This is a genomic window from Planomonospora antibiotica, from assembly GCF_014647955.1.
Lineage (GTDB): Bacteria > Actinomycetota > Actinomycetes > Streptosporangiales > Streptosporangiaceae > Planomonospora > Planomonospora parontospora.
In genome coordinates this window covers 14418-36601 of sequence record NZ_BMQE01000059.1, presented here as the reverse complement: position 1 = coordinate 36601, position 22184 = coordinate 14418, and the positions used below count along the sequence as shown (strand labels likewise).

At 73.2% G+C, this 22184-nt stretch carries 24 protein-coding genes; 13 read left to right on the top strand and 11 right to left on the bottom strand.

Annotated elements, in window-relative coordinates; all coding sequences use genetic code 11:
• Together IEZ06_RS31945 and IEZ06_RS31940 are read left to right on the top strand one after the other, a co-directional pair.
• Positions 1 to 621: IS3 family transposase (locus IEZ06_RS31945; protein ID WP_189240402.1), on the top strand; the 621-nt coding region annotated here is incomplete at its 5' end.
• Between the two features lie 221 nt (positions 622 to 842).
• Complete coding sequence (locus tag IEZ06_RS31940) at positions 843 to 2057, top strand: GAF domain-containing sensor histidine kinase (protein WP_189240401.1); 1215 nt, start codon at positions 843 to 845, stop codon at positions 2055 to 2057.
• A gap of 37 nt (positions 2058 to 2094) precedes the next feature.
• Here IEZ06_RS31940 and IEZ06_RS31935 read toward each other — a convergent pair whose 3' ends face one another.
• Entirely contained in the window at positions 2095 to 2727 is a 633-nt protein-coding gene (locus IEZ06_RS31935; RefSeq protein ID WP_189240400.1) for a TetR/AcrR family transcriptional regulator, read from the bottom strand.
• Positions 2728 to 2852: 125 nt separating this feature from the next.
• Here IEZ06_RS31935 and IEZ06_RS37575 point away from each other — a divergent pair, with 125 nt between their 5' ends.
• The gene (locus tag IEZ06_RS37575) at positions 2853 to 3446 is read left to right on the top strand and encodes a cytochrome P450 family protein (RefSeq protein WP_189240399.1); all 594 of its coding nucleotides are present in this window, start codon (positions 2853 to 2855) and stop codon (positions 3444 to 3446) included.
• Positions 3383 to 4057: a cytochrome P450 gene (locus IEZ06_RS37570; protein ID WP_189240398.1), complete on the top strand. Its 675-nt coding sequence runs from the start codon at positions 3383 to 3385 to the stop codon at positions 4055 to 4057. The genes IEZ06_RS37575 and IEZ06_RS37570 overlap by 64 nt, the downstream gene beginning before the upstream one ends.
• Positions 4058 to 4160: 103 nt before the next feature.
• On the opposite strand, the gene IEZ06_RS31920 is transcribed toward IEZ06_RS37570, so the two are convergent.
• Positions 4161 to 5591 carry a serine hydrolase domain-containing protein gene (locus IEZ06_RS31920; protein ID WP_189240397.1) on the bottom strand — a complete coding sequence of 477 codons (1431 nt, stop codon included), beginning with the start codon at positions 5589 to 5591 and terminating at the stop codon, positions 4161 to 4163.
• Positions 5592 to 5756: 165 nt separating this feature from the next.
• Here IEZ06_RS31920 and IEZ06_RS31915 point away from each other — a divergent pair, with 165 nt between their 5' ends.
• Together IEZ06_RS31915 and IEZ06_RS31910 are read left to right on the top strand one after the other, a co-directional pair.
• Positions 5757 to 5969, top strand: coding sequence for a hypothetical protein (locus tag IEZ06_RS31915; RefSeq protein ID WP_189240396.1), 213 nt, complete (start codon positions 5757 to 5759; stop codon positions 5967 to 5969).
• 7 nt (positions 5970 to 5976) lie between these two features.
• Positions 5977 to 6531, top strand: coding sequence for an FxsA family protein (locus IEZ06_RS31910; protein ID WP_189240395.1), 555 nt, complete (start codon positions 5977 to 5979; stop codon positions 6529 to 6531).
• Between the two features lie 78 nt (positions 6532 to 6609).
• Here the strand turns inward: IEZ06_RS31910 and IEZ06_RS31905 are convergent, their stop codons facing one another.
• Both IEZ06_RS31905 and IEZ06_RS31900 read right to left on the bottom strand, forming a co-directional pair.
• The gene (locus IEZ06_RS31905) at positions 6610 to 7053 is read right to left on the bottom strand and encodes an SRPBCC family protein (RefSeq protein WP_203872309.1); all 444 of its coding nucleotides are present in this window, start codon (positions 7051 to 7053) and stop codon (positions 6610 to 6612) included.
• A gap of 162 nt (positions 7054 to 7215) precedes the next feature.
• Complete coding sequence (locus IEZ06_RS31900; RefSeq protein ID WP_189240394.1) at positions 7216 to 7803, bottom strand: snapalysin family zinc-dependent metalloprotease; 588 nt, start codon at positions 7801 to 7803, stop codon at positions 7216 to 7218.
• Positions 7804 to 8060: 257 nt separating this feature from the next.
• Between IEZ06_RS31900 and IEZ06_RS31895 the strand changes: the two genes are divergently transcribed.
• The 3 genes from IEZ06_RS31895 to rph all read left to right on the top strand — a co-directional run bounded on the left by IEZ06_RS31895 (position 8061) and on the right by rph (position 12149).
• Positions 8061 to 8252, top strand: coding sequence for a hypothetical protein (locus IEZ06_RS31895; protein WP_189240393.1), 192 nt, complete (start codon positions 8061 to 8063; stop codon positions 8250 to 8252).
• A 184-nt stretch (positions 8253 to 8436) separates the two neighbouring features.
• Entirely contained in the window at positions 8437 to 9192 is a 756-nt protein-coding gene (locus IEZ06_RS31890) for a class I SAM-dependent methyltransferase (RefSeq protein ID WP_189240392.1), read from the top strand.
• A 329-nt stretch (positions 9193 to 9521) separates the two neighbouring features.
• Positions 9522 to 12149, top strand: coding sequence for a rifamycin-inactivating phosphotransferase (gene rph, locus IEZ06_RS31885; protein WP_189240391.1), 2628 nt, complete (start codon positions 9522 to 9524; stop codon positions 12147 to 12149).
• A 189-nt stretch (positions 12150 to 12338) separates the two neighbouring features.
• On the opposite strand, the gene IEZ06_RS31880 is transcribed toward rph, so the two are convergent.
• The 7 genes from IEZ06_RS31880 to IEZ06_RS31850 form a co-directional block, all read right to left on the bottom strand.
• Positions 12339 to 12683, bottom strand: coding sequence for an RNA polymerase-binding protein RbpA (locus IEZ06_RS31880; RefSeq protein ID WP_068897362.1), 345 nt, complete (start codon positions 12681 to 12683; stop codon positions 12339 to 12341).
• Between the two features lie 147 nt (positions 12684 to 12830).
• Positions 12831 to 14192, bottom strand: coding sequence for an MFS transporter (locus IEZ06_RS31875; RefSeq protein WP_189240390.1), 1362 nt, complete (start codon positions 14190 to 14192; stop codon positions 12831 to 12833).
• Positions 14193 to 14329: 137 nt separating this feature from the next.
• Entirely contained in the window at positions 14330 to 15127 is a 798-nt protein-coding gene (locus IEZ06_RS31870; RefSeq protein ID WP_189240389.1) for a glycerophosphodiester phosphodiesterase family protein, read from the bottom strand.
• Positions 15128 to 15337: 210 nt separating this feature from the next.
• Positions 15338 to 16513, bottom strand: coding sequence for a zinc-dependent alcohol dehydrogenase (locus IEZ06_RS31865; RefSeq protein ID WP_189240388.1), 1176 nt, complete (start codon positions 16511 to 16513; stop codon positions 15338 to 15340).
• Positions 16510 to 16995 carry a hypothetical protein gene (locus tag IEZ06_RS31860; RefSeq protein WP_189240387.1) on the bottom strand — a complete coding sequence of 162 codons (486 nt, stop codon included), beginning with the start codon at positions 16993 to 16995 and terminating at the stop codon, positions 16510 to 16512. The genes IEZ06_RS31865 and IEZ06_RS31860 overlap by 4 nt, the downstream gene beginning before the upstream one ends.
• Before the next feature lie 430 nt (positions 16996 to 17425).
• On the bottom strand, positions 17426 to 17701 hold the full coding sequence (locus IEZ06_RS31855) for a WhiB family transcriptional regulator (protein WP_373293971.1): 276 nt from the start codon (positions 17699 to 17701) through the stop codon (positions 17426 to 17428).
• Positions 17702 to 17828: 127 nt separating this feature from the next.
• Complete coding sequence (locus IEZ06_RS31850; protein ID WP_189240386.1) at positions 17829 to 18830, bottom strand: DNA topoisomerase IB; 1002 nt, start codon at positions 18828 to 18830, stop codon at positions 17829 to 17831.
• A 192-nt stretch (positions 18831 to 19022) separates the two neighbouring features.
• On the opposite strand from IEZ06_RS31850, the gene IEZ06_RS31845 reads away from it, so the two are divergent.
• The 4 genes from IEZ06_RS31845 (at position 19023) to cobM (ending at position 21992) form a co-directional block, all read left to right on the top strand.
• Positions 19023 to 19421 carry a TIGR03618 family F420-dependent PPOX class oxidoreductase gene (locus tag IEZ06_RS31845; RefSeq protein WP_189240385.1) on the top strand — a complete coding sequence of 133 codons (399 nt, stop codon included), beginning with the start codon at positions 19023 to 19025 and terminating at the stop codon, positions 19419 to 19421.
• 180 nt (positions 19422 to 19601) lie between these two features.
• Complete coding sequence (locus tag IEZ06_RS31840; protein ID WP_189240384.1) at positions 19602 to 20003, top strand: pyridoxamine 5'-phosphate oxidase family protein; 402 nt, start codon at positions 19602 to 19604, stop codon at positions 20001 to 20003.
• Entirely contained in the window at positions 19996 to 21249 is a 1254-nt protein-coding gene (gene cbiE, locus IEZ06_RS31835; RefSeq protein ID WP_189240383.1) for a precorrin-6y C5,15-methyltransferase (decarboxylating) subunit CbiE, read from the top strand. Before IEZ06_RS31840 ends, cbiE begins: the two co-directional genes overlap by 8 nt.
• The gene (cobM, locus tag IEZ06_RS31830; RefSeq protein ID WP_189240382.1) at positions 21246 to 21992 is read left to right on the top strand and encodes a precorrin-4 C(11)-methyltransferase; all 747 of its coding nucleotides are present in this window, start codon (positions 21246 to 21248) and stop codon (positions 21990 to 21992) included. Before cbiE ends, cobM begins: the two co-directional genes overlap by 4 nt.
• Positions 21993 to 22184: the final 192 nt, after the last annotated feature.

Genomic DNA, 22184 nt, shown 5'->3' with positions numbered 1-22184 from the left:
CACGGCATCGTCGGGCTGCACCTGCGCAAGGGGCAGCGGACCACGATCCCCGACGAGGGTGCCCCGCCGGTCGCCGACCTGCTGGAGCGCGACTTCACGCCCGGTGACATCGACCGACGCTGGTGCGGGGACATCACCTATCTCCCGGTCGGGGACTCGTGGCTGTATCTCGCCACGGTGATCGACATCGGGTCACGGCGCCTGATCGGCTGGTCGATCGCCGACCACCTGCGCACCGAGCTGGTCAGCGACGCGCTGAAGGCGGCGGTGCGCGCTCGCGGCGGCCGCACAGACGGGGTGATCTTCCACGCCGACCGGGGCTGTCAGTACATGTCGGCCGCGTTCGCCAGGCTCTGCGATCGCTACGGCATCCGCCGATCGAGCGGCAGGACCGGGACGTGTCTGGACAACGCCCTGGCCGAGGCGTTCAACGCCACCTTCAAGCGTGAGCTGCTGCACGGCAGGAAGAAACGCCGCTGGAGCGACGAGGCCGAGGCCCGGACCGAGATCTTCCGCTGGATCGCCTGGTACAACAACCGGCGCAGGCACTCGGCGATCGGGAACCTCCCTCCGGCCGTCTACGAAGATCGACTCGCGAGGATGGCCGTACTGGCTGCATGAAACCGGGTGTCCACGCCCCAGGGGGAACGCCAACCACTGGCCCACGCAGTGGACCGGTCACCGAGTCCGGCTGCCGATGATGACCAAAACATCACCCGGTATCCGCCATGCCCTGCGTTGCTCGGGGTAGGCAGGAAGTGGTCCGGCGACCGGGCGGCGCCGCGGCGCGTCGCCTTCTGGGCCGGCACATCCCTGGTGACCCCGGAAGCGGGTGGAGTGCGATGACGTCCTGGCCGTGGCCGGACGACGAGGCCGAGCGGGTGCGCGAGCTGGAGGAGCTGCATGCCCTCGCCGCCCCCGACCCGCAGTTCTCCTCCATCGCGACCCTGGCCGCGCACATGTGCGGCACCCCGATCGGGCTGGTCAACCTGGTCGGGCACGACAAGCAGTATCTCAAAGGCCGCCACGGCATCGCCTGGACCGAGATGGACCGGCGCGACTCGTTCTGCCAGTACACCATCTGCGGCGACCAGATCATGGAGATCCCCGACGCCCAGGCCGACTCCCGCTTCCGTGACAACTCCGTCGTGGTGGGGGAGCCGTATGTGCGCTTCTACGCGGGAGCGCCGGTGGTCAGCGGCCGCGGTCACGCACTGGGCACGGTGTGCGTGGCCGACACCCGGCCGCGCCTGCTCTCGGACGACCAGCGCCAGGCGCTGACGACCCTGGCGGGCAACACCGCCGGGCTGCTGCAGCTGCACCACCACGCCCTGCGATCCGAGCAGATGCTGGCCCGGATGCGGGAGGTGGAGGAGCTGAAGAACCAGTTCCTGCGCACCGTCAACCACGAGCTGCGCACCCCGCTCACGGCGATCAGCTCTTATCTGCAGATCATCTGTGACGGTGACCTGGACGAGGTCACCGAGCAGAAGTTCCTGCGCGTCATCGAGCGCAACAGCGACCGGCTCCGTGACCTGCTGGACGAGCTGCTGCTGATGGCCAGCCTCAACGCCGGCACCGCCGCCTTCGCCCCGGAGCAGGCCGACCTGGCCGCCCTGGTCCACCAGACGGCGGCCGCGCTGGCCGAGCGCGCCCGCACCGGACAGCTGACCATGACCGTGCACGCCCCGCAGGCGGTGATGGCGTGCGCCGACGCCGGGCGGGTCCAGCACGCCCTGACCCAGCTGCTGGACAACGCGATCAAGTTCACCCCGCCCGGCGGCCGCATCGAGGTGGCCGCGTGGAACGACCCGGCCCCGACCGTGGAGGTGTGCGACACCGGCATCGGTATCGGTGCGGCCGACATCGAGCACGTCTTCGACGACTTCTACCGCGCGCCCGAGGCGGAGGAACGCGCCATCGGCGGCACCGGCATCGGCCTGTCCATCACCCGCAAGATCGTCGAGTTGCACGACGGCACCGTGCAGATCGACAGCGACCCCGACCAGGGCACCCGGGTCCGCCTGACCCTGCCCGCCCCGCCGTCGTGCGGGTAGGGCGCCGACCGGCTCGCCGCACGCGCGGCGGCAGGGGTCATCGCAGCCGGTGCTGCAGGGCCGGGGCCAGTTCGGTGGTGGTCAGCAGGAAGGCCACGACGTAGTCGACGAGATGGTCGCGACCGGTGTCCAGGTCGCCGCGGAACCAGTCGGCCAGCAGGTCCCACAGGCCGGCGGTGACGGTCAGGCTGGCGGTGACGGTCAGGGCGGTCAGGTGGAGATCGGCGGGGGACAGGGGGACCTCGTCCAGCAGTTCACGGGTCTGCGCGGTGAAGACGCTCGCCAGGGTCCGGATGATGCGGCGGCGGCGTTGCTGCAGCAGCGGATGGGCTGAGAATTCCTGGGCCAGGATGCGGCCCCGGCGCGGGTCGGCGGACAGGAAGTCCACGATGGCCTCCACCACCGCGCGGGCGCGGGCGCGCAGGCGGTGGGGGGCGGCCTCGGCCGCGGTCAGGATCACGGCGGTGCCCTGGGCGGCCTGGTCGTCGACGACGGCCAGCAGCAGGGCGTCCAGGTCGGCGAAGTTCTCATAGAAGTAGCGGTCGTTCAGGCCGGCCTGCTTGCACACGCCGCGCACGGTCGCGGTGGCCCAGCCGTGGCGGCCCAGTACTTCCAGGCCGGCCTCCAGCAGTGCGGCGCGGCGCTGGGCCCGGCGTTGTTCGGCCGGCATCCTCCGCCCCCCTCGCGGAGGCCGCCATCGACCTGAGTGACCTGCGGTTCTGGGCCCGGCCGCCGGCCGAGCGCGCCCGGGCCTTCGCGTTGCTGCGCGCCCGGCCGCACCCCTTGTACTTCCGGTTGCCCAAGGTTCCCTTCCTGCGGCGCGACCCCGGCTCCTGGGCACTGGTCCGGCACGCCGACGTGGTGGAGGCCAGCCGTCGTCCCGAGGTCTTCAGCAGCGAGCCCAGCGCCACCAGCCCCACCGACCTGCCGGGCTGGATGAGCGGATACTTCACCTCGATGATCGATATGGACGACCCGCGGCACGCCGAGATCCGCCGGATCGTCTCCCGGGCGTTCACCCCCAAAGTGCTGGCCGCGGTGGACGACGACATCGCACGGCGGGCCGCGCGGATCGTCGAGGAACTGATCGCGGCGGGCCCGGGCGACTTCGTGGCGCAGGTGGCGATGCGGCTGCCGGTCGAGGTGATCTGCGACATGCTCGGCATCCCGCCCCGCCACCACGCCCAGGTGGTGAAGTCGACCGACATCGTGACCGGCTACACCGATCCCGAGTACGTCGGTGCGACGGCGGACTACACCGGAGCCGAGGTCAGGGTCTCGCCACCGCGCGTGATCCGCGTGCTGACCACGGTGGCGCTGGCCGGATGGCGGCTGCACCGGCCGCCCGGCTCGGCCGCCGACGCCGGCGTGCGCCGACCGGTGATCTGACCTCCGCGCTGGTCAACGCCAACGTCGACGGGGAGCGGCTGAGCCCGCGCGAGTTCGCCGCGTTCTTCCTGCTGCTGGCGGTGGCCGGCAACGAGACCACGCGCACCGCGATCGCCCACGGCCTGAAGCTGTTCACCGACCACCCCGACCAGCGGCGCCTGCTGCTGGCGGACTTCGAGGGCCGCATCGCTGGCGCCGTGGAGGAGATCGTGCGCCACAGCAGCCCCGTCATCTTCATGCGCCGCAATCTCACCCGCGACGCCGAGATCAACGGCCACCGCTACCGGACCGGGCAGAAGGTGACGTTGTTCTACGCCTCCGCCAACCGCGACGAGGCCGTCTTCGCCGATCCCGACGCCTTCGACATCACCCGCTCGCCCAACCCGCACGTCGGTTTCGGCGGGCCGGGACCGCACTTCTGCCTGGGCGCGCACCTGGCCCGCCGCGAGATGACGGTGATGTTCCGCGAGCTGTTCACCCGCCTGCCCGACATCGTCGCCGGCGAACCCGACCGGCTGCTGTCCAGCTTCGTCAACGGCTGCAAACGCCTGCCGTGCACCTTCACCGTCCCGAAGACCACCCTGAACGGGGCCCCGTCCGGCGGGCGATGACGTCCCGGTGCCGGCTTGTGTCTCCGTGTGCACAGGTGAGGACGGTGAAAGGGCTCCGCCGCCGATCCCGGGACTCCGGGGCCTGCGGGCCCGGCCGGCATGCCTATGCGACGTCGGGCCGGGTCATCAGCGGCGACCGCAGATGCAACTCCAGATCGGGCCCGGTCAGCGGTACGGCGTTCCACGTCGCCGTCGCCGTGCCCGCGCCGGCGTCGACCACCAGCCGGACCCGGTGCGGGGTGGTGATGACGTACAGGTCGGCGACGAACGTCTCGCCCTGCCAGGCGCCGGTCGCGACGACGGGACGGCCCAGCGGGGAGCTCTCCCGCCATCGGCCGTGGCCGACCGCCACCTCGAGGGACTCCCCGAGTCGCAGGAGCCATCCACCGTCCACGGGATCGACGGTCACCGCGGTCCCGGCGGGCAGCGGTGAATCCTCGCCGCAGGCGTCGAGTCTCGCCTTGACGGAGCGCTCCGGGGCGGCCTGACCCGGCACCGGCGCGAGGGACAGCCGCCGCAGCCGCTCGGCGAGGATCTCGTCGTCCCGGGTGCTTCCCGCGTCGTCCATGCCGGGCAGCAGGCACTCCCACAGGGGTTCGAGCACGGCCTCGATCTCCGTTACGGCGCCGGTCACGGCGACCACGAGGTCGTGCGACGGGACGACCACGCACAGCTGGCTGAAGGCGCCCTGGCCGCGGTAGCCGTGACGCGACATCCAGAACTGGTAGCCGTACCCGCAGAGCGCGTCGGGACTCTCCGACCAGTCCTCGATCTGCAGTGTCTCGATGTGCCGCCCGGTCGCGAGCTCCACCCATTCGCGCGGGACGAGCCGCCGGTCGCCCCAGAGGCCGCCGCGCAGCAGCAGTTCGCCGAAGGCGGCGACGGCCTCGGTCGTCAGGTGCAGCCCGTGGAATCCGAAGGCGGCGCCGCTCGCGACCCGGTCCCATTCGGCGTGGTCGACTCCCATCGGCGCGAAGAGGCGCTCGTCGAGCAGCTCCGGCAGGGTGCGGCCGGTGACCCGTTCCACCATCCGGGCCAGGACGAAGGTGGTCGGGTTGTCGTAGGCGTGCCGCGTCCCCTCGGCCTCGGGGAACGGTACGCGCAGGAAGCCCTTGACCAGGTCGCGCGGTTCCAGCCGCCAGGCCTCGGCGAGGCTGTCGGTGCGGTGTCCGGTGGTCATGGACAGCAGGTGGTGGACGGTGAGGCGGCGTCCCTGCTCGGAGACGTCGGCCGGGACGTGGTCGGGCAGCACGTCCACCACCCGGTCGTCCAGCGAGAGCAGTCCGTCGGCGATCGCGAGCCCCACGGCGATCGAGGTGAAGGACTTGGTCAGCGAGTAGAGCAGGTGCGGGCGTCCGGCCGAGTACGGTGCCCACCAGCCTTCGGCGAGGACGTGGCCGTGGCGCACGATCATGATGGAGTGGCACTCGGTGGATCGCGCTTCGAGCCGGTCCAGCAGCGCGGCGATCGAGCGGGACGACACCCCTGCGGCGGCCGGTGCCGAGCGTGGCAGGAGGGTGCGCTGAGAAGGCATGCGGGGACCTTAACAAACCCACCGAATCCGCCCAATCGATTTATGAGGCCTGGTCCACCGCCCGGGAGGGCTCCGGCGATCGCCGCTGACGACCGCAGGACGGCGGACCGGCCCGGTGAGACGAGAGCAGGGCGGACAGGCCGCCGGACCCGCCGGTCGGTGCGCATGAGCGACCACGATGTGTTCCTCGCCGACCGTCCCGCCCGCAGCACGCTGAACCGGATCGCCGCCCGTGACCGCTTCGCGGAGCTCGAGCCGGAGCCCGCCCTCACCTGCGGATCCGGCCGGCGGCCCGTTCCCGTGACGCCGATGGAACGCCGATGGAACGCGGAGGACCCCGTCGGCGTTGTCATTGTCGTACGGCGTCCGCACGAGTGAGGAAACGATGCGCCTTCTACTCTTCCTGGCCTTCCTGGTGGTCCCGGTCCTGGAGATCTGGGCGCTGATCCAGGTGGGGCAGGTCATCGGCGGCCCGCTGACGGTCGCCCTGCTGCTGGCCGACAGCCTCCTCGGTGCCTGGATCGTCCGCCGCGAGGGCCGCAGGGCCTGGCAGAGTCTGCAGACCGCGCTGCAGGGCGGCCGCATGCCCGACCGGGAGCTCGCCGACGGCGCCATGATCGTCGCGGGTGGCGCGTTGCTGCTCACCCCGGGCTTCCTCACCGACGTCGCCGGGTTCCTGCTCGTGCTGCCGTTCACCCGGCCGCTGATGCGCAGGCTCGGCACCTGGTTCTTCGCCCGCAGGATCCGCACGCTGGCCACGCGGGCCGCGGGTCCCGGTCTCGCCTTCGGCACGCCGTTCGGCCCGATGGGAGCGTCCTTCGACGAGGCGGCGCGCGGCCGGGCGGGCGGGTCCGGCCCGGTCATCCACGGCCAGGTCATCCACGACGAGCCGGCGGGTCCGGCCCCGCGGGATTCCGGCCGCGATCTCACCGGTCGCTGACCGGCGGCCGCGCTTCGGGCGGGAGCCGGCCGCCGGCCGGTCGTGCGGCTCGGCTCGCCGACCGGCGTCCGGCGGCTCTCACGACGAGCTGAGTTCGGCCAGCCGGCGCAGGGAGAGCCGGAACAGCGCCTCGTTCAGCGGGCGCAGCAGCGGCCAGCCGAGCCGCCCCATGGCGCCGAACGGCAGGTCGAGCTCCTCCTCCCAGACGATCGTGCTGCCGCCGCCCTCGCGGGGCAGCACCCGGAAGACGCCCTTGCCGCGCACCAGCCGTCCGGTGTGCCGGACCTCGACCGCCGCCGGTGGATCCCAGCGGGTGATCTCCATGGTGTCCAGGAAGCCGAGCGGGCCCACGCCGGTGAAGGCCGCCAGCCTGCTTCCGGCGCTGCGCCCGTCGCCGGCCGCGACGTGCGCGCGGGTCAGGATCATCCACTCGTCGTGCCGCGGCCAGTCGGTCAGGACGGCGAACACCCGCTCGGGGCCGGCCGCCGCGTCACAGGAGACGCTGATACGGGTCTTGGTCACGACCACGTCCTGCCCGGGAACCGGCCCGTTCTCACCGGGCGTCCCCGGGCCTTCCCGGCCCGGGGAGCCGCCCGGTGTCCCGTCCGCGCCCGGCGGCCCCGCCTCGCCGGGGCCGCCGCCGTACGCCGGGAGAGCGCGGACGGGACGGGGAAGGCCGCGCGGTTACGGCGTCGCTTCGGCGGGGGCGTCGACGTAGATCTCGCCGAACTCCACCGCCGGGGGAGTGAGGCCCGCGAAGTTCCGGTCGACCGCGGCCCGCTCGGCGGTGTTCGGGTAGGGGTTGGTGCAGCCGGTGCCCGCGCTCGACCCCGACATCAGGTCGGTGCACCGGCCGGTGCGCCGGTCGGGCAGGCCCAGGATGTGGCCGATCTCGTGGGTGGCGATGCGCAGCGGGGCGTAGCCCTGACTCGTGGCCTGCCGGCCCATCCAGACCGTGCCCCGGCCCCGCCCGACGGGCTGGGCGCGGGGCCAGCCGTTGTCCGCGAGGACGACGAAGTCGGCGGGGCTTCCCGGGACGAGGCGGACGTTGCTCACGCTGCCGTTCCAGATCTGAGCCGCCTGGTCCACGGCCGAGCGGAACTCGGCGGCCCGGCTCGCGTCGTAGCGGATGACGCGGACCGCCGCCTGAGCGGTCTGGGCCGTCTGGACCGCGGGGGCGGGGGAGAGGGGAGCCGCCTGGGCGGGGGGCGCGGTCGCGACGAAGACGAGTCCGAGGGCGAACGCGAGGGCGGAGCGGGGGATCCTTGACATCTCTGTCGGGCCTCCTCGGCCGGTGGGGGGTGGTCAGGCGAGGTGCCGCCACGATATTGACCGGGGAGTGCGCCGGGAATCTGGCAAAAGTTCCCTATCGCGGTGCTATGGGGCTTGCTGATGTGAGATCCCCGGCCCGCGTCCTGACAATGATCAATATGAAAGCGTCAAAAGTCAGTTATGGGGGAGATGGGGAGGTTTCTGTAGGATTTCGAGCCCGCGGCCACGGCCGATCCGCCACTGGTTGGGAGTACTCGATGCCGGATGGGTACCACGGCGTCCCCGGAGGCGTCCTCGACGGCCGTCACGGATCCGCCGCGCAGGCGACGCTGCCGCGCCGGGAGGCGGCCCTGCGCTGCCCGCAGGAGAACGCGCATCGCCGCTGCATCCTGCCGCCGGGCCATGTGCTGGACCACGTCTATCCTCCGCGCGGGCTCGGCGCATCCTGACGCGGCGGACCACCCCGGAGAACCGGCCTCGGCTCGGGACTGTGAACCGCCGCCTCTCAGGAACGCTGCCCGGCGCCATCGGCATCCATCACTGCCTCCCTGCCCGGGGCGGCGGTCCGGGACCGGTGCGGCGACCACGGACGTTCACCGGGCTCGCTGAGGTCGATGCGGAGGAGGACGGCCCGTGACGGCGACAGGTGATCCGTACGCGGTGCTCGGCAGCGGGTACGCGCGCCGGCGGCGGCCCGATCCGCGCATCGCGGCGGCGATCGAGTCGGCTCTCGGCCCAGCGCGCTCGGTACTCAACGTGGGGGCGGGCACCGGCTCCTACGAGCCCTCCGGGCGACGGGTGGTCGCGGTGGAACCGTCGGCCACGATGATCGCGCAGCGTCCTCGGGGGTCGGCTCCGGCGGTGCAGGGGATCGCCGAGGCCCTGCCCGTGCGGGACGGGGCGTTCGACGCGGCCACGGCGATCCTGACCGTGCATCACTGGACCGACCTGCGGGCCGGGCTCGCGGAGCTGCGCCGGGTCTCCCGGCGGCAGGTCGTGCTCACCTGGGATCTGGCGGTGAGTTCGCGGTTCTGGCTGGTCGAGGAGTACTTCCCGCAGATCGCCGAACGCGAGCGCGATCTGGCGACCCTGGACGCGGTCCGGGACGAGTTGGAGCGGGCGGGGGCGCGGGTGGAAGTGATCCCGGTTCCCGTCCCGGCAGACTGCACCGACGGCTTCACGGGCGCCTACTGGCGGCGGCCGGAAGCCTATCTCGACATGGAGATCCGGGCGGCGATGTCCCCGCTGGTGCTGCTCGACCCGCCGGACGCCGAGCGCGGCCTGCGACGGCTCGCCGCCGACCTCGCCGAGGGCCGCTGGCACGAGCGTCACGTCGGCCTGCTCTCCCGCGACGAGCTCGACCTCGGCTACCGCTTGGTGTCGGCCTGATCATGCGGCTCGGGTCCGGGGCGACCCATCGGGGTCGTTTCTCACTGCGGATTGGGTGCGTTCTCGCCGCTGCCCGGCCGGCACGCCGGGATGACGGGCGCTTCCTCGCCACTTCCAACGTACAGCGCACAGGGGGGCTTGCGGCAAGACCCGGGTCATGCCGCAGAATCGGCGGCCGGACGCAGCACCGACGAGGAAGCGGGGCACGGCGTGGATGCGTTGCCGATGTACGGGGGACACGGCGGCCTCGAACCGCTGACGGGACCGGCGGTGCGGTCGCGGGCGCCCGGCGCGGAGGCGCGGGGGCGCGGGAGCGCGGAGGTGGCGCAGTGATCGAGCAGTACGTGGTGGATCTCCAAGAGGTCGACGAGACGCTGGTCGCGGTCGTCGGAGGCAAGGCCGCGCAGCTGGGCGGGCTGTCGCGGATCGAAGGCGTCCGCGTGCCGGCCGGGTTCTGCGTGACGACGGCCGCCTTCCGGCGGATCATGGCGGAAGCACCGTCGATCGGCGACCGGCTCGACCGGCTGTCGCGCCTGGACCCGGACGACCGGGAGGCGATCCGCACGCTCAGCGCGGAGATCCGCCGGACCGTCGAAGGGATCGCCGTCCCGGACGACCTGGCGGCGGCGATCACCCGCGCGCTCGCCCGGCTCGGCGGGCGGGCCGCCTGCGCCGTGCGATCCAGCGCGACGGCGGAGGACCTGCCGACGGCCTCCTTCGCGGGCCAGCAGGACACCTACCTGAACGTCGTGGGGCCGGCGGCGGTCCTCCGGCACGTCAGCCGGTGCTGGGCGTCGCTGTTCACCGAGCGGGCCGTGACCTACCGCCTACGGAACGGCTTCGACCACCGGAAGGTCCGCATGGCCGTGATCGTGCAGCGGATGGTCTTCCCGGACGCGGCCGGCGTCCTGTTCACGGCCGACCCCGTCACGGGCGACCGGAAGGTCGCCACCGTGGAAGCCGGCTTCGGCCTCGGCGAGGCCCTGGTCTCCGGCCTGGTGAACCCGGACGTCTTCAAGGTGCGCGACGGCGAGGTCGTCGCCGGGGCGGCCACGGCCGGACGGCGTGCCGTCCACGCCCCGCCGGCCGGCGGGACGCGGGAAGCGGCGACCGCCCCGCAGCGGCAGGGGCGGCCGGCGCTGACGGAGGCGCAGGTCGTGCGGCTCGTCCGGCTCGGGCGGCGGATCGAAGCGCATTTCGGCCGCCCGCAGGACATCGAATGGTGCCTGGCCGACGATGACTTCCAGATCGTGCAGAGCCGGCCGATCACCACGCTGTTCCCCGCCCCCGCCCCCGACCCCGCGGCCCGCGACCGGGAGAACCGGGAGAACCGGGTCTACGTCTCCGTCGGCCACCAGCAGATGATGACCGACCCCATGAGGCCCCTGGGGCTCTCCATGTGGCAGCTGACGGCCATGGTGCCGATGCACGAGGCCGGCGGGAGGCTGTTCGTCGACGTCACCCCGCGCCTGGCCTCGCCCGCGAGCCGCGCCGGCCTCCTGGACGCCATGGGGAGAGGCGATCCGCTGGTCAGGGACGCGCTGGAGACCGTACTCGGCCGCCGTGGCTTCGTCCCGACGCTCCCGGACGGCGGTCCCGGTGGTCCCGGCGGGTCGCCGGCCGGCGGCCCGCCCGCCCCGATCGAGACCGACCCGGCCATCGTCACCGGGTTGATCGAGCGCAGCCGGGCCTCCCTCGCCGCCCTGCGGCGCGACATCCGGACGAAGACCGGACCGGCGCTGTTCGACTTCCTGCTGGAGGCGTTCCAGGAGCACAAGAGAGTCCTCGGCGATCCGTTGAACATGCAGGTGATCATGGCGGGGATGGAGGCCACCTGGTGGCTCAACGACCGGCTGCAGGAGTGGCTGGGCGAGAAGAACGCGGCCGACGCCCTCACGCTCTCCGCCCCCGGCAACGTCACGTCGGAGATGGGACTCGCACTGCTCGACGTCGCCGACGTGATCCGCCCGCATCCGGAGGTGGTGGCGTTCCTGCAGGGCGTCGCGGACGACGGCTTCCTGGACGAGCTGCCGAAGTTCGCGGGCGGGGCCGAAGCGCGCCGCGCCATCGAGTCCTACCTCGACCGGTACGGCATGCGCTGCGTCGGTGAGATCGACATCACGAGGCCGCGCTGGCGCGAACGCCCCGCCACGCTCGTACCCGCCATCCTCGACAACGTCAGGAACTTCGAGCCGGGCGCCGCCGGACGGCGCTTCGAGCGAGGACGGCGGGAGGCGCGCAAGAAGGCGCAGGAGGTGCTCGAACGCCTGCGGGCCCTGCCGGACGGGGAGCGCAAGGCCGCCGAGACCGAGCGGATGATCGACCGGGTCCGGACCTTCATCGGCTACCGGGAGTATCCGAAGTACGACATCGTCAGCCGCTACCTCGTCTACAAGGAGGCACTGCTGGAGGAGGCCGGGCGCCTCGTCCGGGCCGGCGTGCTCCCTGAGGGGGAGGACGTCTTCTACCTCACGTTCCAGGAGTTCCACGACGCCGTGCGCTCGAACCGGGTGGACGAGGAGCTGATCCGCCGGCGCAAGGAGGAGTTCCGGTCGTACCACGCGCTCACGCCGCCCCGGGTGCTCACCTCCGACGGCGAGGCCGTCACCGGGGCCTACCGGCGCGACGACGTGCCGACCGGCGCCCTGACCGGCCTGCCGGTCTCCGCCGGGACCGTCGAAGGGCGCGCCCGCGTCGTCCTGGACATGGCCCGGGCCGATCTCGAACCGGGTGACATCCTCGTCACGGCCCACACGGACCCGAGCTGGACGCCCCTCTTCGTCACCGTCGCAGGCCTGGTGACGGAGGTCGGGGGACTGATGACGCACGGCGCGGTGATCGCCCGGGAGTACGGCCTGCCGGCCGTCGTCGGCGTGGTGGACGCCACCCGGCTGATCTCCGACGGGCAGCGGATCCGCGTGCACGGAAGCGACGGGTACGTCGAGATCCTGCCCTGACCGGCGTCCCGGAGAGGGCCGGCCCCGGCGGGGGAGCGCCGCACCGCCGACCCGCCCGCCGCGCCGGCCCTGACCGGCAGGCCGGTTCCGCCCTGACGCGGTCCGGACGGCGCGGGACCCCGGCACCCGAGGGGTGCCGGGGTCCCGCCGCGGTCCGCGGCCTCGCCGGTCGGCGAGGGTCCGTCCTGGTCAGGCGCTCTTGCGGCGCTGGGCCCGGAGGATCGCCAGACGCTCGTTGAGGACCTCCTCGAGATCCTCGATCGTGCGCCGCTCCAGCAGCATGTCCCAGTGCGTCCTGGGGGGTTTGGCCTTCTTGGCCTCCGGTAGCTCGCCGTCCACCCGGATCGCGGTGACACCGCACATGCGGCACTCCCACGTCGCGGGGATCTCGGCCTCGGCCGCGAACGGGACGTCGAACCGGTGGCCCTTCGGGCAGGTGTAGGAAACCTCCTGACGCGGGGCCAGATCGGTGTTGCGGTCGTTCTCGTAGCTGGTCGCCCCGAGTCGGGTACCGCGCAGCGCACGCTCGCCCATGTCTCAATGCCTCCTGAAGGGCCCCGTCGTGAGGGGTTGAACTCCCACGGCGTACAACGCTTGATACCGTGTGTGGATTCCCACACACGGCGTGATCCAATCGCGCTTTTCGCCGCCGTCCTCGGCGGAGTGCTCCCGGAGGGACCCTCAGAGGCGTTCGGGGACCGGGTTGCCGGCCGCGCGGATGGCCCTGGGCAGGTTGAGCGCGGCGAGCCCGGCCAGGCCGACCAGGAAGAAGACCACCAGCGAGACGATGCCGAGCCGGTAGCTGTCGGTCAGCTGGAGCGCCAGGCCCAGGGTGAAGGAACCGAGGAACGTCGAGCCCTTGTCGCTGATCTCATACAGGCTGTAGTACTCCGCCTCCTTGCCCTTGGGGATCACGTGGGAGAACAGCGACCGCGACAGGGCCTGGGTGCCGCCCATCACGATCGCGATGGCGAACCCGAGGGCGAAGAACGGCAGCGCCGAGCCCCTCGGCAGGAAGTAGGCCACGAACACGACCGCGGTCCAGGCGACCAGCGCGTACATGACGACCCGCTTGGCCCCGTGGGCGGCCGCCAGTCTGCCCAGCAGCAGCGCCCCGCCGAAGGCGACGAACTGCACCATCAGGATCGCGCCGATCCGCACCGTCTGGCTCAGCCCGAGCTCCTTGTCGGCGTAGGTGGCCGAGAAGGAGATGACCGTCTGCACGCCGTCGTTGTAGATCAGGTAGGTGACCAGGAAGCCCAGCGTCAGCGGGTAGTTGCGCAGGTCCCTGAGCGTACGGCCGAGCTGCCGGAAGCTGCCGGCCACCGCCTGCCCGGCGTTCTCCGCGCTGCGGGCCAGCGCGTGCCGGTTGCGCAGCCGCAGCATCGGGATGACCGTGAAGCCGCCCCACCACAGACCCGCGGAGGCGAGGGCGATCCGCACCGCGTCGCCCTCGGAGACGCCGAAGGACTCGTGGCCGAGGAACAGTCCCAGGTGGATCGCGAGCAGCAGGCCGCCGCCCAGGTAGCCGAAGCCCCAGCCCCGGGCGGAGACCGTGTCGCGCTCGTCGGCCGTGGCGATCTCCGGCAGGAACGAGTTGTAGACGACGAAGGAGGCGGCGAAGCCGACGCTGGCGAGGATGTAGAGCACGCCGCCCAGCAGGTAGCGGTCGCCGGACAGGAACCAGAAGCAGACCGTCGCACCCGCGCCCAGGTAGGCGAAGGCCCCCATGATCTCCTTCTTGCGCCCCGTGTGGTCGGCCAGGGCCCCCACCATGGGCATCAGGACGATCTGCAGGACGGCGGCGACGCCGACCACGAAGGAGTAGTAGGCGCTGGGCCGCACGTCGAACCAGAGCACCGGGACGTAGGCCGTCCCGGCGGTCTTCGCGGCCTGCTCGGCGATCGTCGTCAGATACGGCCCCAGGAAGACGGTCAGGACCGTGGTGGGGAAGGCCGAGTTGGCCCAGTCGTACCAGTACCAGCCGCGCTGCTCTCGGCGGCGGGACTGCGGGGTCTCTTCGACGGCCGGTTCGGCGGTCATGGCGTCCTCGGTTCGCTGGGGGAGGAGGGGATCGGGGGTCGCGCCGGGGTGGTCGGGGAGCCGCGGGGGAGCGGCCGGGGACTGCGGGGAGCCGCGGGGGAGCGGCCGGAGGGGGACCGCGGGGCAGCCGCGCCGGGTCAGGCGGCGAGCCTGCCGGGGTGCCACTGGCCGCGGGCTTCGAGCACCGCGCGCAACCCGGAGATGTTGTCGGTCATCACGCCGTCCACGCCGAGGTCGAGCAGGCGCTCCATCTCCAGGGGGTCGTTGACCGTCCACACGTGCAGCTGCATGCCCAGGGCGTGCGCCGTGCGGACGAGGGAGGGGGTGGTCACCCGCAGGCCGCGGAAGCCCACCGGGACCTGCGCGCACGGCACCCCGGCGCGGGCCAGCCGGGAGAGCAGCCGGCCGTAGGCGGCGGTGCTGGCGGCGGCGCGCAGGGTGGCGACGCCGCGCGGGCCGAGGGAGGAGCACACGTCGCGGCCGATCGCGGCGCGGGCGCGCAGCAGGCGCTCGTCGGAGAAGGAGGTGAGGCAGATCCGGTCGTAGGCGTTGGTCCGCCTGACCACCTCGGCCAGCGGCGCGATGGCCGTGGACTCCTTGACGTCGATGTTGAAGCGCGCCTCCGGCCAGGAACCCAGCAGGTCCTCCATGAGCGGGATCTCGTCCACGCCGCCGATCCGCGCCTCGCGCACCACCCGGTACGGCAGGGCGGCGATCCGGCCGCGCCGGTCGGTCACCCGGTCCAGGGTGTGGTCGTGGAAGGCCAGCAGCACGCCGTCGACGGTGGCGTGGGCGTCGGTCTCCAGGTAGGTGTAGCCGAGTTCCACCGCGCGGGCGAAGGCGGCGTGGGTGTTCTCCCGGTTCTCCGAAGCCCCGCCGCGGTGGGCGAAGGCGAGCGGTCCGGGATGGTCGAGAAACGGATAGCGACGCTGCACGTGCAGGAGTATGCCCGGTATGAGCGGAGCCCGTCATCGACCGCGGGTGAACGTTTGGGTCACGGCCCTCAAAACCCTCCCCACCGGACCGTCCCCGCGGTGCCGGGCCATCCGGAGCCGGGCCCGCCCGCCGTACCGGGCGCGGGCGGACCCGGTACGGCAGGCGGACGGGCGGCACCGTACGGCCCGCACCCGCCGCCCGCCGGGGTCCTACGCCCCGGGGTGGAACACCGCCCGGACGCAGCCGTCCTTCTTGTTCTTGAACAGGTCGTACCCCTTCGGCGCCTCGTCCAGGGGCATCGGGTGCGTGGCGAGGTGGGAGGTCTTCAGCTCGCCCTTGGCCATCCGCTCCAGCAGCATCGGGATGTAGCGCTGCCCGTGCTGCTGCGCGCCCCTGACGGTCAGCCCCTTGTTCATCATCGCGCCGAGCGGGAACTTGTCCACGGTCCCGCCGAAGACGCCGAGGACGAAGACCGACCCGCCCTTGCGGCAGGCGTAGATCGCCTCCCGGACCGCGGACGGGCGGTCCGTCTCCAGCCTCAACTGCTGCTTGACCTGGTCGTAGACGCCCTGCACGCCGGTGTCGTGCGCCTCCATGCCGACCGCCTCGATGCAGACGTCGGGCCCCCTGCCGCCGGTCCGCTCCCGCAGCTCGGCCCCGACGTCGGTGGCGGAGTAGTCGATCGTCTCGGCTCCGATGTGCCGCTCGGTCATCGCCAGCCGCTCGGGGTAGCGGTCGATCGAGATCACCCGCTCGGCGCCGAGGAGCATCGCCGCGCGCGCCGCCATCTGGCCGACCGCGCCGCATCCCCACACGGCGACCACGTCACCGGGCTTCACCCCGCCCAGGTGGGCGCCCATCCAGCCGGTGGGCACGGAGTCGGAGGCGAACAGGGCGCTGGTGTCGTCCACCCCCTCGGGCACGGGGAAGGCGCCGTAGTCGGCGAACGGGACCCGGACGTACTCGGCGTGGCTGCCCTTGAACCCGCCCATGGCGTGGGAGTAGCCGAAGACGCCGCCGGGCTCGTACCCGAACAGGGCCTGTCCGATGCCGGGGTTGGTGTTGCCGTTGTCGCACAGCGACCACAGGTCGTTCTCGCAGTACCAGCACCGGCCGCAGGAGATGAACGAGCAGACCACCACCCGGTCGCCCATCTTGTGCCTGCGGACCTCCGATCCGACCGCGACGACCTCGCCGATGAACTCGTGGCCGATGACGTCGCCGGCCCGCATCGCCGGGATGTAGCCGCCCAGCAGGTGCAGGTCGGAGCCGCACGTCGTGGTCAGCCGGACCTTCACGATCACGTCCTGGGCGTTGAGGATCCGCGGGTCGGGGACCTCCTCGACCGAGAGCTCGTTCACGCCCTGCCAGCACAGCGCCTTCACAGCCGTCCCTCCCCGCCCGCCCGGCGGATCGCCAGATCCAGTACCTTCCCGGTGGCCGTGGGCCGGTTCGTCGACGGTTCGTCGGGACGGAGGACCTCCCCGGTCTCCAGGAGGGACTTGGCCTCGCGCAGGGCCCTGCGCACCTCCTGGCGGGGGTCGTCGCCGCTGATGCGGGCGACCGCCCCGCGCGCGCCCTGGGGGGCCGGCTCGAGCAGCCTCGCGGCGAGCTCCGTGCCGCGGCCGCCGGGAGCCTTGCGGACCCGCACCTCGACGGTGTCGCCGAGCCGTACCAGGGGCTCCGGCAGCCGGCCCTCCGGCATGACCTCCTCGGGGGAGCGGTTGACCGTGACCGGCAACCACCTGTTCGCCTCCCGGGGATCGCCGACCGGGTGCGCGGCGCGGCGCGAGGACAGCCACCGCGCCATCCCCGCCCCGGCGCCCGCCAGGGCCACCGCGGCCGCCATCGTGGCCGTACGTCTCATGATCTCCACCTCTCAACGAAGGGTCTTCGAGGGTCGTCCGATCCCGCCGCGGCTACCCGGCCGGGCGGCCGCCAATCCGGTGCGCCCGGATCGGCGGAGCGAGAGGCCGTGCGGCGCGGCGGCCGCGCCGAGGGGAGGGGCCGCGGGAGAGACCGCGATGGAGGGGACGCGCTGGACACGGCGAAGGACACGGCGAAGGACGCGGCCAGGGACGCGGTGGTCGCAGCGGTCGCGGCGGTCGCGGTGGTCGTGGTGGTCGTGGTGAAGGACGCGGCGCGGAGCGCGGTGGAAGGGCGCGGCGTGGGCGGAGACGGCGTGGAAGGATGCGCGGTGCGAGAGGTCGTGGCCGCCGGGCCGGTACGGATGCCGGCCGGTCCGTACGGTCAGGCGGGCCGGCGCGGTGGCCGCGGGGCGGCTGCGGGGCCCGGCGTCACATGCTGGCGCCCTGCCGGGTGCCGGTCAGGGCCGCGGCCCGTTCGTCCGGGCTGGTGCCGCCCCAGACCCCGTGCATCTGGTGCGTGCTGAGGGCGTACTCCAGGCACTGGGTGCGCACCGGGCAGCGCCGGCAGACGGCCTTGGCGTGCTCGTGCTGCATATGGCCCGGCCCCTGGAGCGAGATGGGGAAGAACAGTTCCGGGTCCTCGCTGAGGCAGGCCGCGAGGCGGGACCAGTGCGTGATGAAGGCGATGTCATTCCGAGAAGTCACATCAAATCCAATGAATGTGGGATAAATCCGACCGATGTCGGCTCAACTTGTTCACTCGGATGCCCGCGCCTGTCGGGTTCATACGGGTTCGGGAGAGAAAAGGTCGGCAAAATCGGCGTCGGAGAATTCACGATCGGCGCAGCAGAGAGATGACGGCCCGCTCCACGCCGCCGTGGGTGGACAGCTGCCCGAAGCCGGCCTCGGCGCCGATCTCGGTGAGCGCCCGGGCGATGGTCCGGCCCTTCTCGTAGGCCTCGACGACACGGGGGTCGACGTAGGACGCGCGGGCGACGGCGGGCGTGTTGCCGAGGTAACGGGCCACCTCGGTCATCACCCTGCTGACCGCCCGCCTCCTGCCGGTGCGGGACCGGGCCCGGGTGGAGACCGCCAGGCCCACCGCGGCGAGCACGGTCGCGTGCCAGGTCCGGAAGTCCTTGGCCGAGACCTCGCACTCGAACGCCTCGCGCAGGTAGGCGTTGATGTCGTCGCTGCGCACGTCCACCCAGCGGGAGCCGTCCCGGTAGCGCAGCAGCTCTCCGTCCTCGCCGGTCCGGTGCAGGGCGGTGACCACTTCGCACACGTCCGCGTCGACGATCTCCATCTCGCGGTGCTTGCCGCCCTTGGCCGGGTAGGAGCAGGTGACCCGGCCCGCCGTGCAGGTGACGTGCTCCATCCGCAGCGTCGCCAGGCCGAACGACTCGTACGACTCGCCGCCCACCCGGAAGAAGCCGATGTCGAGCATCCGGGCCGCCGCGGCGAGCACCCGCTCGCGGGTCAGCTCCCGCCGCTCCAGGTGCTCGGCGACGCGGTCGCGGAACTTCGGCAGCCGGTCGGCCATCTCCAGCACCCGGTCGAACTTGATCCGGTCCTGCTCGACGCGCCAGACGTCGTGGTACCGGTACTGCCGCCGCCCGGCCGCGTCGGTGCCGACCGCCTGGATGTGACCGTCCGCCGACCGGCAGATCCACACGTCGGTCCAGGCCGGGGGGAGGGCCAGCGACCTGATCCGGGCGATGGTGCGGCGGTCGCGGACCGGCCGGCCGTCGGGGTGGTGGTAGCTGAAACCACGGCCCCTGCGGCGGCGCCGGATGCCCGGCTCCGCGGGGTCGCTCTGGCGAAGTTCGGTCATGGGCGGCCCCCTACCCGCGGGGGCGCGGCATATGAGCGGCATATGAGCGGAGAGACGGGTGGGCGGCCTGCGTAAACGGGAGGTCGGGAACGGGAACGCGGATTCCGGGAGCGCGTGGCGGAGCGGAACGGATCTCCGCGGGGACCTCCATGATCGGTCCGTGGACATGTCGAACCGATCATGGAGGTCCCCGTGGGAAAGCTGAACGACGACGCCAAGGAACTGCTCCGCCGGCCGGTGCACGGATGGGTGACCACCCTGCGGCCGGACGGCTCACTGCACAGCACCGTGGTCTGGGTGGACGTCGACGGTGACGACGTCGTCTTCAACACGGCCGTCGGCCGGGCCAAGGAGCGGCACCTGCGCGCCGATCCCCGGGTGTCGGTGAGCGTTCTGGACCCGCAGGACGCCTTCCACCTGGTGAGCGTCTCGGGTACGGCGCGGCTGGAACAGGAGGGCGCCGACGCGGTCATCGACAGGCTGGCGAAGAAGTACCTGAACGTGGACTCCTATCCGTACCGCCAGCCGGGTGAGCAGCGCATCACGGTCCGGGTCGCCCCGGAGCAGGTGATCTACAGCGCGGGAAGCTGACCCGCTCCTGCGCCCCGCGTCCGCGCGCGCTCCAGACCTCGACGTTTCGCCGCCCCGCCGGGCCGCGCTCCGCCGTACCGCCCTCCCGCAAGGGGGTCGCTCCGCCGTGCCCGGCCGGGCGCGACCCGGCGGCACCCCCTAACATGTCGCCCTGAACCATGACGATCGGGGAAGGGCGGGGTGTTGAAGGATCTCGGGGACGGGTTCCGCGCCTTCTGGCGGGAGCGCCACCTGTGCACGCTGACCACCCTGCGGCCCGACGGCACCCCGCACGTGGTCCCGGTGGGGGTGACGCTGGACGCCGACGCGGGCGTCGCGCGGGTGATCACCTCGGGCTCCTCGCGCAAGGCCCGCCACGTCCCGGAGGCGGGGGAGGGGGCCGGCGAGGGCGTGCCGGTCGCGGTCTGCCAGGTGGACGGGCGGCGCTGGTCGACCCTGGAGGGCCGGGCGGTGGTCCGCCGGGACCCGGAGTCGGTCGCCGACGCCGAGCGCCGCTACGCCGAGCGCTACCGGACGCCCCGGGAGAACCCGTCCCGCGTCGTGCTCGAGATCCGCGTCACCCGGGTCATGGGCAATGTCTGACGCCCCCGCGGGCCCCGGCGCGGGCCCCGGTCCCGTCACGGTCGTCGGGATCGGCGCCGACGGCTGGGCCGGGCTGCCGGCGGCCGCGCGCCGCGAGCTGCACACCGCCGAGGTGCTCATGGGCAGCGCGCGGCAGCTCGCCCTGGTCCCCGAGCCCACCGCCGAGCGGGTCGTGTGGCCCTCGCCGCTGCTGCCCGCGCTGCCCGGCCTGATCGCCGCCCACTCCGGCCGCCGCATCTGCGTGCTGGCCAGCGGCGACCCCATGTTCCACGGCATCGGCACGACGCTGGCCCGCCTGCTGGGGCCGGACCGGGTCCGGGTGGTCCCGCACCCGTCGTCGGTCTCGCTGGCCTGCGCCCGCCTCGGCTGGGCCGCCGACCGGACCGAGGTCGTCAGCCTGGTGACCCGCCCGGTCGAGTCGCTGCGCGCCGCGGTCCACCCCGGCCGCCGGATCCTGGTCCTGGCCGCCGACGGCCGCTCCGCCGCGCAGGTCGCCGCGCTGCTCGCCGCCGACGGGTACGGCGGCAGCCCGATGACCGTCCTGGAACGGCTCGGCGGCCCCGAGGAGCGCGTGGTCTCCGGGACGGCGGCCCGCTGGGCGCTGCCCGTGACGCACGGTCTGAACGTGGTCGCGGTCGAGTGCCGGGCCGATCCCGGGACCGTGCCGCTGCCGTGCGTCCCCGGCCTGCCCGACGACGCCTTCGCGCACGACGGCCAGCTCACCAAGCGGGAGGTGCGCGCGGTGACCCTGTCCCGCCTCGCGCCCGTTCCCGGCGAGCTGCTGTGGGACGTCGGGGCGGGGGCCGGGAGCATCGCGATCGAGTGGATGCGCGGGCACCGGGACAACCGGGCCGTCGCGGTGGAGCGCGATCCCGCCCGCGCCGCCGGGATCGCCGGGAACGCGGCCCGGCTCGGCGTCCCGGAGCTGAACGTGGTGACCGGGCCCGCCCCCGCCGCGCTCGCCGGCCTCCCGGCCCCCGACGCCGTCTTCGTCGGCGGCGGGGTCACCGTGCCCGGCGTGGTGGAGGCCTGCTGGGCGGCGCTGCGGCCCGGCGGCCGGCTGGTGGCCAACGCGGTGACCGTCGAGTCCGAGGCCGTCGTGGCCTCCTGGTACGGCGAGCTCGGCGGCGACCTGGTACGGCTGGCGGTCAGCCGGGCGGCCCCGGTCGGCGGTTTCACCGGTTGGCGGCCCCTGATGCCCGTGACCGTCTGGACGGCGGTCAAATCGACGGAGGAGCAGAGATGACGGTCCGGTTCATCGGGGCGGGGCCGGGTGCCGCGGATCTGATCACCGTGCGGGGGCAGCGGGCGATCGCGTCCTCGCCCGTGTGCCTGTACGCCGGGTCGCTGGTCCCGGCGGAGCTCCTGGCCGACTGCCCGCCCGGGGCGAGACTGGTGGACACCGCGCGGATGACTCTGGACGAGATCGTCGCCGAGATGCTCGCCGCCCACGCGGCCGGGCACGACGTGGCCCGGCTGCACTCCGGGGACCCGTCGGTGTTCAGCGCGGTGGCCGAGCAGATGCGGCGGCTCGACGCCGCGGCGGTGCCGTACGAGGTGGTCCCCGGCGTGCCCGCGTTCGCGGCGGCGGCGGCCTCGCTGAAGCGGGAGCTGACCGTGCCCGGGGTGGGGCAGACGATCGTGCTGACCCGGACCTCCGCGCGGGCCACCCCCATGCCCGAGGGCGAGGACCTGGGCACGCTCGGCCGGAGCCGGGCCACGATGGTGCTGCACCTGGCGGTGCAGCGGATCGAGCAGGTCGTCGGCGAGCTGGTCCCCAACTACGGCGCCGACTGCCCGGTGGCCGTGGTGGCCCGCGCCAGCCGCGACGACGAGGTGGTCCTGCGCGGCACCCTCGCCGACATCGCGGAGCAGGTCGGGGCCGCGGGGGTCGTCCGCACCGCCGTGATCGTCGTGGGCCGGGTCCTGACCGCCTCGGAGTTCCCCGACAGCCACCTCTACTCCGCCGCCCGCTGCCGGGACGCGTGACCGGGAGCCGGGCCGGCGTCGGTTCCGCCGGTCCGACCGGTTTCCTCAGCTCTCCGGGCCGCCGGCCGATGGAAGGGCGCCGGAGTCCACGGCGGGAGCGCACGGTCTCATGTGCGCCCGCTCCCGTCCGACTGCGGCGCCGGCCGTCGCCCGCCGACCGACGGCCACCCCCTTCGCGGGCCGATCGGCTGC